This window comes from Shinella sp. GW821-FHT11G07, assembly GCF_058808115.1.
The window spans coordinates 69858-85015 of sequence record NZ_JBXARJ010000012.1 but is presented as its reverse complement, the minus strand read 5'-3'; the positions used below and the strand labels follow the sequence as shown (position 1 = coordinate 85015).

12 protein-coding genes are annotated in these 15158 nt (G+C 63.0%); 7 read left to right on the top strand and 5 right to left on the bottom strand.

Annotated elements, in window-relative coordinates:
* Positions 1 to 60: 60 nt before the first annotated feature.
* From tssF to AC1RT2_RS22500, 4 genes are read left to right on the top strand one after another with little or no spacing between them, the layout of a single operon-like run.
* Positions 61 to 1896, top strand: coding sequence for a type VI secretion system baseplate subunit TssF (tssF, locus tag AC1RT2_RS22515; protein ID WP_493105495.1), 1836 nt, complete (start codon positions 61 to 63; stop codon positions 1894 to 1896).
* 51 nt (positions 1897 to 1947) lie between these two features.
* On the top strand, positions 1948 to 3036 hold the full coding sequence (tssG, locus tag AC1RT2_RS22510) for a type VI secretion system baseplate subunit TssG (RefSeq protein WP_493105493.1): 1089 nt from the start codon (positions 1948 to 1950) through the stop codon (positions 3034 to 3036).
* 51 nt (positions 3037 to 3087) lie between these two features.
* A complete protein-coding gene (locus AC1RT2_RS22505; protein ID WP_493105491.1) occupies positions 3088 to 4626 on the top strand; it encodes a class I SAM-dependent methyltransferase in 1539 nt (512 codons plus the stop codon).
* 4 nt (positions 4627 to 4630) lie between these two features.
* Positions 4631 to 5401 carry a protein kinase domain-containing protein gene (locus AC1RT2_RS22500; protein ID WP_493105489.1) on the top strand — a complete coding sequence of 257 codons (771 nt, stop codon included), beginning with the start codon at positions 4631 to 4633 and terminating at the stop codon, positions 5399 to 5401.
* Here AC1RT2_RS22500 and AC1RT2_RS22495 read toward each other — a convergent pair.
* The 5 genes from AC1RT2_RS22495 to AC1RT2_RS22475 are packed head-to-tail and all read right to left on the bottom strand — an operon-like array spanning position 5394 to position 10368.
* Positions 5394 to 5732, bottom strand: coding sequence for a slr1659 superfamily regulator (locus AC1RT2_RS22495; protein WP_493105487.1), 339 nt, complete (start codon positions 5730 to 5732; stop codon positions 5394 to 5396). The two genes, AC1RT2_RS22500 and AC1RT2_RS22495, sit on opposite strands and share 8 nt — an antisense overlap.
* Before the next feature lie 32 nt (positions 5733 to 5764).
* A complete protein-coding gene (locus AC1RT2_RS22490; protein WP_493105485.1) occupies positions 5765 to 6313 on the bottom strand; it encodes a slr1658 superfamily regulator in 549 nt (182 codons plus the stop codon).
* A gap of 4 nt (positions 6314 to 6317) precedes the next feature.
* Positions 6318 to 8678: a SpoIIE family protein phosphatase gene (locus AC1RT2_RS22485; protein ID WP_493105483.1), complete on the bottom strand. Its 2361-nt coding sequence runs from the start codon at positions 8676 to 8678 to the stop codon at positions 6318 to 6320.
* A complete protein-coding gene (locus AC1RT2_RS22480; protein ID WP_493105481.1) occupies positions 8675 to 9853 on the bottom strand; it encodes a class I SAM-dependent methyltransferase in 1179 nt (392 codons plus the stop codon). The genes AC1RT2_RS22485 and AC1RT2_RS22480 overlap by 4 nt, the downstream gene beginning before the upstream one ends.
* Entirely contained in the window at positions 9850 to 10368 is a 519-nt protein-coding gene (locus AC1RT2_RS22475) for a ubiquinone biosynthesis methyltransferase UbiE (protein ID WP_493105479.1), read from the bottom strand. The genes AC1RT2_RS22480 and AC1RT2_RS22475 overlap by 4 nt, the downstream gene beginning before the upstream one ends.
* 192 nt (positions 10369 to 10560) lie before the next feature.
* Here AC1RT2_RS22475 and AC1RT2_RS22470 point away from each other — a divergent pair, with 192 nt between their 5' ends.
* From AC1RT2_RS22470 to AC1RT2_RS22460, 3 genes are all read left to right on the top strand, one after another.
* Positions 10561 to 11502, top strand: a complete 942-nt coding sequence (locus AC1RT2_RS22470) for a PP2C family protein-serine/threonine phosphatase (RefSeq protein ID WP_493105477.1) — start codon at positions 10561 to 10563, stop codon at positions 11500 to 11502.
* A 158-nt stretch (positions 11503 to 11660) separates the two neighbouring features.
* Positions 11661 to 12422 carry a Tll0287-like domain-containing protein gene (locus AC1RT2_RS22465; RefSeq protein WP_493105475.1) on the top strand — a complete coding sequence of 254 codons (762 nt, stop codon included), beginning with the start codon at positions 11661 to 11663 and terminating at the stop codon, positions 12420 to 12422.
* Positions 12419 to 15157 carry a response regulator gene (locus tag AC1RT2_RS22460; protein WP_493105473.1) on the top strand — a complete coding sequence of 913 codons (2739 nt, stop codon included), beginning with the start codon at positions 12419 to 12421 and terminating at the stop codon, positions 15155 to 15157. Before AC1RT2_RS22465 ends, AC1RT2_RS22460 begins: the two co-directional genes overlap by 4 nt.
* The last annotated feature ends 1 nt before the right edge of the window (position 15158 follow it).

The following is a 15158-nucleotide window of genomic DNA, read 5'->3' as shown; positions in this document are numbered from 1 at the left end:
AACCGTCGGGATACGTTCACTTCGAATCGACAAGGCGTTGGAGAGGGGTTCAACCAGCCCATGTCGGATGATCTGCTTGTCCATTACAATCGCGAACTTCTGAGCATTCGCCGTGCGGCGGCGGCCTTTGCCGCCGAAAACCCGCGCATTGCAGGCCGGCTGCGGCTCTCCGAGGATGCGATCGAGGATCCGCATGTCGGACGGCTGATCGAGGCTTTCGCCTATCTCACCGCCCGCGTGCGGCAGAAGATGGATGACGATTTCCCCGAGCTTACCAATGCCATGCTCGGCATCCTCTATCCGCATTTCGACCGGCCGATCCCGTCCATGTCCATCCTCCAGATGGACCCGAAAACCGAGCTCGCCGAACCTTATCACGTGCCCGTTGGTACGCTTCTCGACACCGAGCCGGTTGATGGCGAGCGCTGCCGTTTCAGCACCTGTTCCGAGGTCACGCTGCACCCGATCGTCGTCCGGTCGGCAACGCTGACCGGCCGTCCCATCACGGCGCCGGAAACGCCCCAGGCACACAATGCGGCAGGCTGCCTGCGCCTGACGCTCGAAATGACCGGCGATGATCTGACGTTTGCGAGCTACAATCCCGGTCGCCTTCGCTTCTTCCTGCGCGGCCAGCCGCAACTCGTCTATCCGCTCTATGAGCTTCTTCTCAACGATGCGGTGGCGGTAGCCTTTGCCGAAGGCGCCAACGATCGCAATCCCGCGATGCTCGATGCTTCCGCGCTCTCGCCCGGTGGTTTCAGCCCTGAGGAGAGCATGCTGCCCTATCCGCAGGCCTCGCACCCGGCCTATCGGCTTCTGACGGAATATTTCGCCTTCCCGGAAAAGTTCCTGTTCGTTGATCTTGCCTTCCCCGAGGCCGGCCGGCTTTCCGGCAAGGGGCGTACGCTCGACGTGTTCATCTATCTCAACCGCGCGGCCCCCGGTCTCGAGCGGTCCCTGACGGCGGCAGCCTTCGGGCTCGGCTGCACGCCGATCGTCAACCTGTTTCCGCAGACCGCCGAGCCGATCAAGCTGGACCAGACGGTCACCGAATATCGCGTCGTGCCCGACAGTCGGCGGCTGCACGCGCTCGAAGTCTACAGCATCGAAACGGTCGCCACCGTCAACGCCGACGGCGAAGCGCGGGAACGGCTGCCGTTCTACAGCATCCGTCACGGCATTGATGCGGAAGCGGTGGGCGATGACGAGACGTCTGCGGTCTGGTGGCTGTCCCATCGACGACCCGCCGAGGAGGAGAATCCCGGAAGCGAAGTGTTCCTGTCGCTATCCGATCCGGAGTTCAATCCGAAGAGCATTGCCGACGACGTGCTCTCGGTGGAGACGCTTTGCCTTAACCGCAACCGGCCGGAGCGGCTGCCCTTTGGCGGCGGACAGCCACAGTTGAGAATGGTCGAGCCGGTTCCCATGATAAAGGGCATGCGGCTTCTCACCGTACCGACCTCGACCATCCGGCCGCATTACGGACAGGGCGGGCGCTGGCGGTTGATCTCGCATCTGACGCTCAACCACCTCTCCCTCGTCTCGGATGGCGGCGTGGAAGCGTTGAAGGAGATCCTGCTTCTCTACGATTTCCGCAATTCGGCAGAAACGCGCGCGCTGATCGACGGCATCACGGCGCTCTCTTCGCAAAGCGGTACGGCACGTGTGCGAAGCTTCGGCCAGAGTGCCTTCTGCCGGGGTGTCGACGTGACGATGACCTTCGAGGAAAGCAACTTCTCCGGTAACGGCGTCTTCCTCATGGCGAGTATACTGGAGCGTTTCCTTGGCCTCTATGCGAGCGTCAATTCATTCTCCCGGCTCACCGCTCTGGTGAGGGGGCGAAGCGGAAAGCTGAAGACCTGGCCGGCCCGGGCAGGCGATCGAATTCTTCTCTAGGATACGTAGGGTTCTGCATCCGGGCATGCGTCGAACGAAAGGGTAGGAGATTTGCGCAATTCGAGGAAAGGCGGACAGGCTCTCGTCGCGCGCGTGTTCGATGCGCCGCAGGCGTTTGATCTTTTCCAGATGGTGCGCATCCTGGAGGCGCTTGGTGCCGAGGAAGGACGCGACATTGCGCACAAGCATGTGGACCCGGTCGGCCAGGGGGTGGACCCGGAGCGCGCCTCTTTGAGGATCCGCTCGTCGGTACCACTCGGTTTCGCGTCCGCCGAAGTGCTCTCCGTCCGCCGGCCACGCAGTGGTGGTCCGGTCGAGATGACGCAGACGCTGGTCGGGCTGACCGGCCCCTCCGGCGTGCTACCGCATGCGCTGAGCGAACTTGTGCAGATGAGCGTGCGCGAGCGCAATTTCGCGCTGCGTGAATTCTTCGACGTGTTCAACAACCGGCTGTCGGGGCTGCTTTACAATGCGTGGGCCAAGTATCGCCCCGTTATCGAGCGCGAGCGGGCAGCGCAGGTGGCGACACCTGCGACCATAGATCATGCGCTGAAATCCCTCGTTGGTCTCGGGCTGCCGGCAATGACGAACCGGACGAAAGCGGGCGACCATACCTTCGTCTTCTTCGGCGGGCTGCTCGCTCGGCAGGGCCGGTCGGCGACGGCGATCGAGCGGGCGCTGTCCGGAGCACTCGGACACGCGTTGCGGATCGAGCAGTTTTCCGGTGAGTGGTATCCGATCGCGCCGTCCGACCGCACGCAGCTGCCTGATCGTCTGCGCCCCCAGGGAAGCTTCGCTCGCCTCGGTGACGATGCGGTGATCGGCACCAGGACATTTGACATTCAGTCTGCCGTCACGATCTGCGTGGAGGCGCTGGCCTATTCCGCCTTCCGCTCGCTTCTGCCGGATGGAAGCCGCTCGCGCCTGCTGACGGATCTTGCGGCGACCGCGCTTGGAGCCGACAAGATGTTCAACATCCGCCTGGAGTTAAAGCCCGACCACGTTCCGGCGCTCCAGCTTGGCGGCGACCGTGCGGCCCCCAAGGCGAACCGGCTCGGCTGGAACACCTGGCTTCAGCCCGCCCGACCACGCCGCGAGGCAGCCTCCATCCAGTTCCGCCCACCACCGCATTTGCGTTAGACCTGTTGTTTTTACAGTTTTTCTGAATTTTCTCGAACATAGGATTGCCCCATGAACGACTGGACCAATGGCTATGTCTCCGACATCGAGTATCTCCCCGGATTCTATGTCGAACAGACGCCGGCGCATCTGGACGTCGCCTGCCTTCTGCGCGGCGTGGAGCCGCCGGTCGGGGAGGGAGAGGCATTTGCCTATTGTGAACTCGGTTGCGGGGTCGGCGAGACGGCGCTGACGATCGCCGCGGCCAACCCGCAAAGCACGGTCTGGGGCTTCGATTTCAATCCGGCGCATATCGCACGGGGCCGCGCTCTGGCCGAGGCCGGTGGCGTCGGCAACATCCGCCTGGAGGAGGCTTCGTTCGAGGACATCGCCTGCGGCCGGCAGCCCGGCCTGCCGATGTTCGACTATATCGCGTTGCATGGCGTGTGGAGCTGGGTCAGCCGCGAGAACCGCCGCTATATCGTCGATTTCGCCTCCCGCCATCTGAAGCCCGGCGGGCTGTTGTACGTTACCTACAATGCCTTGCCGCGTTGGACGGCGACCACGCCGATGCAAAGGCTGGTCAGCCTGTTCGCTTCGCTCGATAACGATCGCAGCGATCGGCGCGTGCTGCGTGCGCTCGACATGGCGCGTGCCTTTTCCAAAGCCGGCGCCGACATGATCCCGTCGGAGCTGCTCGACCGGCTCGATAAGGAGCGGGCGGAGGGAACTGCCTATCTTAGCCATGAATATCTGAACGCCCATTGGGCGCCCTGCTACCAGATCGACGTGGCTCAAGAACTGGCGGACGCAAAGCTGTCCTTCGTCGCCACGGCCAATCTTTTCGAGAATTATCCGGACCTTTCGATGACCGGCGAACAGCGCGGCCTCGTCGAGGGCCTGCCCGCGGCCTATGCGGAAACCGCGCGTGATTTCTTCCTCGCCCGCAGCTTCCGGCGCGATATCTATATGCGCGGCCCCCGGCCGATCGCGCCCAGGCGGCTGGAAGAGCGGCTTGCCGCTCGCAAGCTCTGCCTCGTCGTTCCCCCATCGGCGATAAAGCTCGAGATAAAGGTACCGGTCGGTGAGGCGACCCTCAACGAGGCGTTCTACAGCCCCGCCCTCGCAGCGCTTGCCGAAACGCCCATGACGATCGGCGCGCTGAAGAGCCTGCCGGAGGCGGCCGGGTCGACTGCCACGGAGCGAGAGATCCTGGGCATGCTGATCGGCTCCCGGCAGGCGATGGCGCTGTCGAACGCCGTTACAGAGGAGGGCATTGCCTCGGTGCGGGACTACAATCAAGCACATCTGTGCATCTGCGCCGACGAAGGGCGCGCCGTCTGCGCGCTTGCGGCGGCCGGGCTCGGCTCCGGTATCACGGTGCGCCTGTTCGAAATGCTGGCCTACGAGGTGCTCTGCGCCGGCGTCGCGCCGGACGCTGATGCCATCACGGCAGCGATCCAGGTGCTCCTGGAGAAACGGGGCGACAAGCTGCGCAACGAGGGCATCCCGATCGAGGACGAGGCGGAAGCACGCCGCATTATACGGGAGAATGTCGAGATGATCCTTGCCACCGCCCTGCCGATGTGGCGCCGGATCGGCGCGATCTAGCGCCATGAGTGGGCTTGGCGTCCCATCGGTCGGCGAGGTGCTCCGCGGGAGCGGCCCGGCCCTGGTCTATCGGTCGCAGATCGCGGCCGGGATACCTGTCGTCGTCAAGCGCTTGACCGGTACTGCGGTGCACGACGCGGTGGCGCTGCGGCGTTTCGAGCGGGAAAGACGTTTCGCGCGCCTCCTGCAACATCCCTTACTGCCGCGGTTTCTCGCCGAGGGAGACGACTGGATCGCCTTCGAAGCGCTGGACAACGGGCTTTCGGAGCCGATGGTTGCGGTGCGACATGGCAGCGCCGTGGCTGTAAGGCTGCTGCTACTACGTCTCGCCGACGCGCTGGCATTCGTTCATGCACGGGGCGTGGTTCACCGCGACGTGAAGCCCGCGCACATCCTGTTTCGGGGAGAGACGCCGGTTCTCATCGATTTCGGTATTGCCGGGACCCCGGGGGACGATCTGCAGCGCGAGGAGCTTTCCGGCACACCGGCCTGGATGGCGCCGGAGCAGCTTTTGGGCGGGCCAGTCGGGCCGGCCGCCGACATGTGGTCGCTCTCGGCGCTTGGCCTGTTCTTGCTGACGGGGCAAAAACCCTATTCCGGCGATGCGGAGGAAGTCTTGAGCCGACGGACGGCCGGCGAGAGGCCGGCCTTCGAAATACCTACGTCGCTCGAAAGCGACGATCCCGTCCTGATCCGCTGTCTGCGGACCGGGATCGGAGACGCCACGCACCGTCCGGCGGCTGCCGACGTCGCGCGGCTGTTTGCGATCAGCTGATCACCAGCTCGACGGCGGGATGCAGTTTCTTGAGGTTTGGCAGGGACTTGGACTGCCACGGAATCTGCGTGCTGCCCTTGACCAGCAGCTTGCTGCCTTGCTGCTTGCGAACGTCGATGGTGAACTTCGCGAGCAGGTTGATGCCGGAGCTGTTCAGGAATTCGAGCCCGGACAGATCGAGCGTGATCGTTTCCGGCTTCTCGGCCAGCACCTGTTGCATGAGCTCCAGGATAGGCGCGTAGGCCTCCGTGCCGGAGAGGCGCATAGTGCCCTCGTAGTGGATCGCCGCACCTTCGCTCCAGACGCGATAGTCGTTTGTTTTGATTTCCATTTTCAGCAATACACTCCCAGTAAATTTCTGTCTCAAACGATGTCGAGTGCGGCAAACGTGTCGAGGCGCATGGCATCGGTCCCCGTCGCCGGTTGGAAACGCCAGCCGAGACGGGCGCCATAGTCGTTCATCAGCGTGAGCAGGCCAAGTCCCGAGCCGCTCGAATGCATGTTCTCTGCATTTTCCTCGATGCGCTCGATGAGAAGCTCACCCGGATCGCGTGTTGTCAGCTCTGCAAGAAGCGTCTGGAATTTGCTCGCCGTCTCCTGAGTGATCAGGTTGCTGATGCGGATTTCGAAACAGCCCCCGTCGAGCGACGCATCAAGGGTGATGCCATCTCTGTGGCGGAACTTCAACGCATTTTCGAGGAGCTCGTTCGTCAGATAGCCGATGCTGTGGCGCGCCTCATTGTAGTCGCCGCCGTCTCCCGCCCGTTTCAGAGCGAAGAAGTCACCGAGGAACTCCGATGTCACGCCGCAATGCTGCCAGGCCAGATCGAGCGGCCCGTCGGCAAGACGGATGCGGTTTTTCAGCGCGCCGGCGCCGTTGGTGAATTCCACCTGTCCGAATGTGGCTTCCATGGCGTTACCTGTGTTTCATGACAACGAGCGTGATGTCGTCGTGGATCTTCTGTGTGTCGATATGCGCCATGAGATCGGCGATGATGCCGTCCTTGATCTCGTCGGCGGACTTGCGGCGGTATTTCTTGGCGCTCTCGCACAGCCGGTCGAAACCGAACAGTTCGCCGCCGGGGCTCTCCGCCTCGGTAACACCATCCGTATGCAGGACGATGACATCGCCGGTATCGAAGGGGAATTCGTGCGTTGCGATGAATGCGCCGATGTCGCGTTCAAGCCCGATCGGAAAACCGAGATCCATCGTGTCGATCCGTTCGACATCGTCGTTGTCGCGCAGCACGAGCACTTCTTCATGCTGGCCGGAGAGCGTGATCTTGCGGTCTGCGTAGTCGAGGAAGGCAAGCGACAGATGCTTGTCCGTCTTGGTGCGCTGGATGTTCTTGAAGACCGCGCGGTTGAGGACTTCCAGGAAGTCGCAAGGATTTTCGTCTCCCTGTTCCTGCAAGCCGCGCGCGACGGACTGCACCATCAGCATGAGCACGCCGCTTTCAAGGCCGTGTCCGGTGACGTCGCCGATGCCGACCTTCAAGCGCCGGTCGTCATGCAGGACGTCGAAATAGTCGCCGCCCACCTCGTCAGCCGGCTCCATGTAGCCGGAGACGTCGATGCCCTTGATCTCGTCGAGTTCGTCGCGTCTCGGCAGCACCATCATCTGGATATGCCGCGCCACGTCGAGTTCGGCGCCGAGACGCAGGTTTTCACTCTTGAGCTTCGCATTCAGCCCGTTGATTTCCTCGTTTGCGGTTTCGAGCGCGCGCGTACGCTCAGCCACGAGGTTTTCGAGGTTCTCCGTGTGATAGCTGATTTCTTCCGCCATGCGGTTGAAGGCGAGGCCGACCGCGGCTACCTCGTCGCGGGCCGGAATGGCGACACGCACGGAATAGTCCTTTTCCTGAAGGCGCCGTGCCGCGTCGGCAAGCGCTCGCAGCCCGGCAGTGATGCGGCCGGAGATGGCGAAGACGGCGGTAAGAACGACCAGCAGTGAAACGATGATGGTGCCGATCTGCCAGGTCACGACCTGACGCGTCTCTGCCGAGATGCCGTCCCGCGCAGCAATCAGCGAGGCGTAGATTTCCCGTTCGGGCACCATGAATCCGAGCGACATGACCTCGCGCGTCACCGGCACCTTGCCGGTATAGAGGTTCGTCGCGTCGAGCTGCTTCAAGAGCACGACGTAGGGCACGTCCTCGCCGTTCTCCGTAAGCGTCAGGGTGGTGAGGACGGTATCCTTGTTCGACGGCATGGCGAGCGAGGCGATCGCCGCCTGACCGCTATGCGCCAGCCGCCGGTCGAAGCCGCCTTCGTTGTTGATCTTGACGCCGAGCGTCTTCTCGCCGTCTTCCGTGACGGCGAGCACATTGCCGTTCGACATGGAGAGGAAGGCGAAGCCGGTCTCGGCAATCTTCACGCTCTTGACGATGTCGGCCAGCTGGTCGAGCGTCAGGTCGACACCGACGATGCCGTTCAAGTCCTTGCGATCGGGCGTGTGCAGCGGCTGGAAGAAGCTGACGATGATCTTGCCCGTGATGCCGTCAAGATAGGGCGACAGCATGGTGATGGCGCTATCGACCGGCCGCTCCGAGGGCTTGGCGAGCCAGGATTGCCAGGTCTCGTAGAGGCCGGGGAAGTAGAAGTCCCACCAATTCGTTTCGTTATGGCCGGGATAGACCTTGTCGAAAACGGAACCCTGATCGTTATAGGGCGTCGAGCGCAGGATCGGGTTTTCGCGCGGGCCGATATAGTACATTTGCAGCTTCGGCGGGCCGGCCTCGAGCATGCTCGGTCCGAACAGGTCGAAGGCGGCGCTGTCGCGCACGGTCTTCAGCGCCGCCGGCGTCGGCTGCTTGTTCTCGTCGAGCAGATAGCCCCAGACCGTGACGGCCGAGGCTTCGCCCGGCTGATTCTGCCACCAGTTTCCAGCCTGGTTGTAGGTCAGAGGCGTCGTCAGCTTGCTGTCGCCGGCAAGTTCCGTGCCGAGCTTGTCGTAGAGGCCCGGATTGTCGATGAGGGTCTGCATCGACCCCGCAAGGCCGTTGACTTCAGAATGATAGCGATCGAGCAGCAGGTCGGTGCGCTCGACCGTCGTCTCGATGTAGTTCTGCAGGTATTCGATGTTCGCCTTTTCGAGGCCGAGGCCAACTTCCTGCATGGCATTGGTGGAGAGACGGTTCACGTTCCACAACGCGATGCCGCCCGCCAACAGCAGATCCACCAGCACCGCACCGCCAACGACGAGCACGAATTTGGCCCGGAACGAGGTCAGCGAGAACCCCCAGCGCGAGGGCCGCGTTTCTGCAACGTCACTCATCGGGGCTTGCGTCCCGAAGCCACCCATACCGGCCAGCCGGCATAACCGCCCGGATGCAGGGCTGCGGCGATATGATCTTCGAAGCCTCGGCGGAATTTTTCAACGAAGGCTGCGTCATCACCGCGCCGCTCGGACATGCCGCCCGCAAACATTTCTTCCCATGCCATGATCATGTCGGCAAAGGCCTGCGGATCGCCGTCACGGTTGGTCACCATGAAGCTCTCGATGCGAATGTCTTCCAGCCCGGCACGCTGCAGCGCCTGATAGCTCTTCGGGCCGAACTCCAGATCCATGTCGAAATCCGCGAAAAGCTTCGACAGTTGCTCGTAGGTCCATTCGATGCTCGGGCCGCGCGGCTCTCCGAGGCATTGGGAAATCTTCTCGTTGGTAACGTAGACGCGGCCGCCTGGCTTGCAGATGCGCACGAGCTCGTTGACGATCATTTCCGGCTTGTTGAAGATCTGAAGTGCATGGCGGCAGGAGACGAAGTCGAACTGACCATCCTCGAGCAGCATCTCGGCGGCGTCGCCGTAGATATATTCGATGCCGCCTATCTGGAACTCGCTGGCGACCTGGCGTGCATAGGCAAGGCTCGATTTAGAGTGGTCGAGCGCCACGATGCGCGAAGGAGAGAACTCCTTGGCAACCAGCACCGCGAAGTCGCCGATGCCGCAGCAGATGTCGGCCATCGTCATGCCGGGCTCGAGCCCGTGGCGCGGCAGAATGGCGCGCTCGTGTTTCCAGGTGAGCTTCGTCTGCGTGCGCAGCACCGGCACGAAACCGCCTTCTTCCAGGAAGGCCTGGCCGGGATAGAATTCGCTGTCATACTCCTCGACGACGATCCGCGCGTTCTTGGCGGTCAGCGCGCCGAATTTCTTCGTTGACCAGCCGATCACGCTCGACGTGACGATGGCGATCCGGATGTCGGGCCGCTCCTCAGCCGCCTTCAAAAGCGCGCCGGCAAGCACGTGGAACGCCACATTGTTCAGGCGTACGAGGCGCTTGACGTTGACGTAGAAGGTCCCGCGGATCGAAGCTACCGATTTTTCCAGGAGGTGTACGCAATCCGCCATCTCGGTATCGCGCTGCGGGCGCATCGCGCCGGAGAGCGCGAATTCCTGATTGTTTTCGTCAAAGGTGACCTTGTAGGTCTGGACAAGCGGTTCGGCGATCATGCGGCAGGTGCCTCGAGCGTGAGTTCGGCGACGAGACGGATGGCATCTCCGTCGGCGGGTTCAATGGAAAAACGTGCTGCATAATCGACGGCGAGTTCAAGCAGTCCGATGTTCTGCTGCAAGGGGCCTTCAGCAAAAAGCGCCTTGTGATAGCGGGCTGCGACGTCGCCTTCGTTGAGGATGGCGACGGCCTCCCGGTAGAAGCCTGCCGCTTCCGCGTCGACCGGGATGGTGAGCGCGATGCGGTCGCTGGCGCCTGAGCGCGTGACCGAACAGACGAAGCTGCCGGACGGCTTGTGAAGGCGGTATACCGTTTCCAGCAATTCGTTCAATGCCGAGGAGAACAGGTTGGAATAGAGCAGAGAGTCGCTGCGGTTGTGACTGATCATTCGCGCGAAATAGGTCGACAGCCGGTCGCAATAGGCCCAGTTGGACGTAAAGCCGCTTATGTCCATGTCGAATTCGAGAAGCAGCGGGTGGTTATCCGCGTCCTTCTGCACTGCTCCCAGATTCATTCGCCCTAGCCTCGCGATTTCGTAAGCGGGAGGTGCCACCGCGCGCTTATCTATCTTTCGGGAAATTCCTAAACTATGTAATGTCCGAAGTGCCGGCGGTGCAGATGCTGCCAGCGGAGAGCGGCGCGCTCGACATAATATCGGTGGTTGCGCCGTCCCCTCCGAACCCATGCGGAAGTTTTCCATACAATCATGAATGATTCGTCAAATTCGCCCGTCGTTTCTTCCTCATCCCCAGCAATTGGCGATGCTGCGGAGCTTGCGCAGCTGCGCATCGATTTCGCACAACTGGAGGCAGAGTACGAAGATCTGAAGCTTCTCTACGAAGCGATGATCGAGCACGGCGAGGCGGTGGAAGATCAGCTGGCCGACCAGAACATCCTTCTGGAGCGCACGCAGGCACGGCTTGACGACGAGCTGAGCGATGCCGGTCGCTACGTCTTTTCCATCCTGCCCGACAAACGCACCGCGTCTCCGGCAACCGACTGGCTGCTGGTGCCCTCCACCGAGCTCGGCGGAGATTCCTTCGGCTACCACCAGATCGACGACGATCATTTCGCCATCTACCTGCTCGATGTCTGCGGCCACGGCGTCGGCGCTGCCTTGCTGTCCGTCACGGTCATCAACGTTTTGCGCGCGTCTGCGCTGGCAAACGCCGATTTCCGCGACCCTTCGACGGTCCTGAAGGCCTTGAACGACACGTTTCCGATGGAAAAGCAGAACAACATGTTCTTCACCATCTGGTATGGCGTCTACAAGGCGAGCACCGGCGAACTGCGCTATGCGACCGGTGGCCATCCGCCGTCGATCCTGCTGCGCGGTGAAAACCACCCGGAGGGCACGCCATCCCGCGAGCTTCTCATCACCGTCGGCGGCATCGCGATCGGGGCGCTGCCGGAAATGGATTACGAAAGCAGCGTGACCCATGTTGCAGCCGGCGACCGGCTGCTCGTCATCAGCGACGGAACATTTGAGGTGAATGGCCCTGATGATGAGATGCTGAGCGTCGAGGCGCTGGCCGATCACGCGGAGGCGGAGAGGTGCGGACCGCAGGGCGTCCTTGCCTGGGTCCGGTCGTTCAACGGGGACGGCCCTCTGCCGGACGACTTTTCCCTGCTCGAAATCCGCTTCTGAGCCGACCTTTTCCCGCAGTCCCGTTCACGCAGTTGTGTTTGCGCGGCCATCTGGCCCGCGCCGATGGGAGACTTCCAGCGGATTTGCCGATTGCCGGTAGAGAGAATTCCGCTATCTTCCCTTCATCGTAGTGTCGGCGTGTTGCATGCGGAGGAGGATTGGTCATCAACCCGTTCATGAAATGCGGCCTGGCCGCTCTGCTGGTTCTCCCGCTCCTCGCATCTGGTGCCGCCGCTGCGGAGGCGGCGCCTGCCGATCTCGCAATCGCGCGCAGCCTCGCGACCATGCTGCAATCCGCCCGCGCAGTCATTTCCGCCAACCAGGACCGGATCAATGATCCAGCACTCGGCGACAAGGGCCTGACGGGCGCTGCCGTGCTGGAAAAGGCCGTCGCGAATTACAGGCAGGCCACCGGCCGGGACCCGAACACCATCGATCCGGCCTCCTACGAGGGGCGGCTGATCCAGGCGCAGATGGACGCCGTGGTCGAGGTGATGGACGCCAACCAGCCGACGATCAACGCCAAGGGCGAGGGCTTCAAGGGCTTCATCCCCGCGACTTTCACGCGCCTGGTCGCCGAGGCTTTCGAGGCCCGCGTCGGCGAGGAGGCGAGCATGAAGTTCACCGCGCCGCCCGTGCTGATCCGCAACCGCAAGGCGCGGCCGGACACCTTCGAGGCGGCGGCGATCCGCGACTATCTCGAGGCCGCCGACTGGCCGAAGGGCCAGATCTACTCGGCCATGGTTTCCGAGGGTGGCAAGGAGAGGGCGCGCATCATGGTGCCCGAATATTACGTGCCCTCCTGTCTAACCTGTCACGGCGATCCGGCCGGGGAACTCGACATTACCGGCTACCCGAAGGAGGGCGCGCATGAGGGCGATCTCGGCGGCGTGATCAGCATCGGGCTCATTCCGCAATGAGTGGTGCAACGGCGTCGGTCTTCTCGCTCAGGCACCTGTCGATCCGGGTGCGGCTGATCATTCTTGCGGCGGTGCTGCTCATCGCGACCATCGGCAGCAGCCTCTATACCCGGGGCGAGCTGTCAAAGGCCCTTGAATCGGGGGATGAAGCCACCCGCGTCGCGGAGATCATCGCGCTTTCCGACGATGTGCGCACCGCCTTCAACAGCCTGCGGTACTGGCAGACAGACCTTGCCGTCAGCCTGTTGACGCTTGCCGAGACCCGTGCCGAAGAGGCGCGCACGCGCCTTGGCGAGCGGCTCGACAGGCTTGCCGAACATCGCCCCGCCGAGGCTGCGGCGATCCGGGCCGAGACCGACCGTTTCGATGCGCTCGCCGTCCAGGCGGTGGATGCCTACACGAACGACCAGCGGGTTATCGGCAACACACGTTTTGCCGAAGCGCGGCGCTATGGCATCAGTGCGGAGGAGAAACTGGCAACGCTCCAGAGCGAGCTTGCCGGTCAAGCCCAGACCGCACGGGCAAACATCCTGCGCCAGTTCGAACAAGCGTCCAATGTCGCGTCGCTGCTGTCGGTTGCCGCGGTCGTCATCGGCACCCTGCTGACGGTCATCATCCTCGGCTCGATCCTGAAGCCGCTCGGCGAGATCGTTTCCGCCGTGCGTGGCCTGACTGCCGGCGATGCCAACGTCGTCGTGCCGGAAGTCGGCGGCGGCGAGCTCGGCCGGGTGAGCGAGGCCCTGCAACTCCTGAAGGAAAGCCAGGGGGAGCGCGAGCGCCTGACCCGGGAGGCGGAGCATCAGCGCAAAACCCTCGTCGATGCGATCGAAAGTATCGCCGAAGGGTTCACACTCTACGGCCCCGATGAACGGCTGCTCATCACCAACCAGCGTTTTCGCGAGATCCACCCCGCCCACGAGGAGATGGTTGCCGGCACCTCGACCTTCCACGACGTGATCGAGGCAGGCGGGCGTCATGTCGTCGAGCTCGACCAGCCGCTCGACGAATGGGTCGCTGCAAGGATTGCCTCGCACGGCAACAGCGCTCCACGCGTCACGCCGCTCAAGGACGGCCGCTGGATGCAGATCAGCGAGCGCCGCACGCATGAGGGCGGCTTCACCATCGTCTATGTCGACATCACGGAGCTGCGCCAACGCCAGAAGGAACTGGAGCTTGCGCGCGACGAGGCGCAGCGCGCGACGCAGGTGAAGTCCGAATTCCTCGCCAATATGAGCCATGAGCTGCGCACGCCGCTCAACGCCATCATCGGCTATGCGCAGATCCTGCAGGAGGATGCCGAAGATACTGGCCAGACAGAATCCCTGCCTGACCTCAAGAAGATCGAGAGCGCCGGCAATCATCTGCTCGGCCTCATCAACGGCATTCTCGACCTGTCGAAGATCGAGGCCGGCCGCATGGAGGTCTACAGGGAGCGGTTCGACATCGGGGCGCTGGCAAGCGATGTCGCGGCGCTGATCCGCCCGCTTGCCGCCAAGAACGACAACAGTCTCGTCTTGAACTGCCCGGCCGATATCGGCACGATCGAGACCGATGTCACCAAGGTCAAGCAGGCCCTGCTCAATCTCCTGAGCAATGCCTGCAAGTTCACCGAAAAGGGAACGGTGTCGCTGACCGTCGAGCGGCAGGGCAAGGGCGCGGATCGCCTGGTGGTGATGACCGTTGCCGATAGCGGCATCGGCATGAACGAGGAACAGCTCGGCCGGCTGTTCCAGGCGTTTTCGCAAGGTGATAGCTCGACATCGCGCAAGTTCGGCGGTACCGGCCTCGGGCTGGCGATCAGCCGCAGCTTCGCGCAGATGCTCGGCGGCGACCTGACGGTGGAAAGCAAGCCGGGCGAGGGATCACGTTTCATCTTCGTCCTGCCCGATCCGGACGAGACGGCGCGGGCCGAGGAGACCGGCGAGGGCGACGACCCGTCGTCGTCGAAGCCGGCGGTAACGGAACGGCCCTGCGTGCTCGTCGTCGATGATGACGAGGCGTCGCTGAACATCATCGGATCGCACCTGAAGCGCGAAGGATACCGGATCATCTATGCCGGAGCCGGCGAGCAGGCGCTGGAGATGGCGCGCAAACACCGCCCCGCCGCCATCACGCTCGATATCCTGATGCCGCAGATGGACGGCTGGTCGGTGCTCGTGGCGCTCAAATCCGATCCGGAGCTTGCCTCGATCCCCGTTATCATCGTCAGCATCAGCAATGAGAAGGCGCTCGGCTTCACGCTGGGCGCGGCCGCCATGCTGACTAAGCCGGTCGATCGTGGGGAACTCGCCGATTTCATCGCAAGGCTCACCGGTGGCGGCCAGGGCGGCACGGTGCTCGTCGTCGAGGACGATGCGGCGACGCGGCTTCTCATGCAGCGCACCGTCGAGCGGCTCGGAAGCAGCGTCGCGTTGACGGAGAACGGGCGCCAGGGCATGGCATGGCTTGCCGCCAATACGCCGCCGATCGCCATCCTACTGGATTTGCAGATGCCGGAGATGAACGGTTTCGAGTTTCTCGCCGCCTTGCGCGAGCGGGAGGAATGGAACGCGGTTCCGGTTCTCGTGGTCACCGCCAAGCATCTTTCCAATGCCGAGCGCGAACTGCTCAGCGCCCGGGCGACGCAGATCATAGGCAAGGGCAAGGGCGCGCATGTCGAGCTCACCCAGGCGCTTCGCGACGTGCTCGTCTCGCGCGGCCCGGGCGGGGGGACGGTTGGCACTGGGACTTCATGAG

Bases quoted from the DNA above. Each gene is read 5' to 3' on its own strand.
- tssF (WP_493105495.1), top strand. From the start codon at position 61: ATGTCGGATGATCTGCTTGTCCATTACAATCGCGAACTTCTGAGCATT.
- AC1RT2_RS22505 (WP_493105491.1), top strand. From the start codon at position 3,088: ATGAACGACTGGACCAATGGCTATGTCTCCGACATCGAGTATCTCCCC.
- AC1RT2_RS22500 (WP_493105489.1), top strand. From the start codon at position 4,631: ATGAGTGGGCTTGGCGTCCCATCGGTCGGCGAGGTGCTCCGCGGGAGC.
- AC1RT2_RS22495 (WP_493105487.1), bottom strand. From the start codon at position 5,732: ATGGAAATCAAAACAAACGACTATCGCGTCTGGAGCGAAGGTGCGGCG.
- AC1RT2_RS22490 (WP_493105485.1), bottom strand. From the start codon at position 6,313: ATGGAAGCCACATTCGGACAGGTGGAATTCACCAACGGCGCCGGCGCG.
- AC1RT2_RS22485 (WP_493105483.1), bottom strand. From the start codon at position 8,678: ATGAGTGACGTTGCAGAAACGCGGCCCTCGCGCTGGGGGTTCTCGCTG.
- AC1RT2_RS22480 (WP_493105481.1), bottom strand. From the start codon at position 9,853: ATGATCGCCGAACCGCTTGTCCAGACCTACAAGGTCACCTTTGACGAA.
- AC1RT2_RS22475 (WP_493105479.1), bottom strand. From the start codon at position 10,368: ATGAATCTGGGAGCAGTGCAGAAGGACGCGGATAACCACCCGCTGCTT.
- AC1RT2_RS22470 (WP_493105477.1), top strand. From the start codon at position 10,561: ATGAATGATTCGTCAAATTCGCCCGTCGTTTCTTCCTCATCCCCAGCA.
- AC1RT2_RS22460 (WP_493105473.1), top strand. From the start codon at position 12,419: ATGAGTGGTGCAACGGCGTCGGTCTTCTCGCTCAGGCACCTGTCGATC.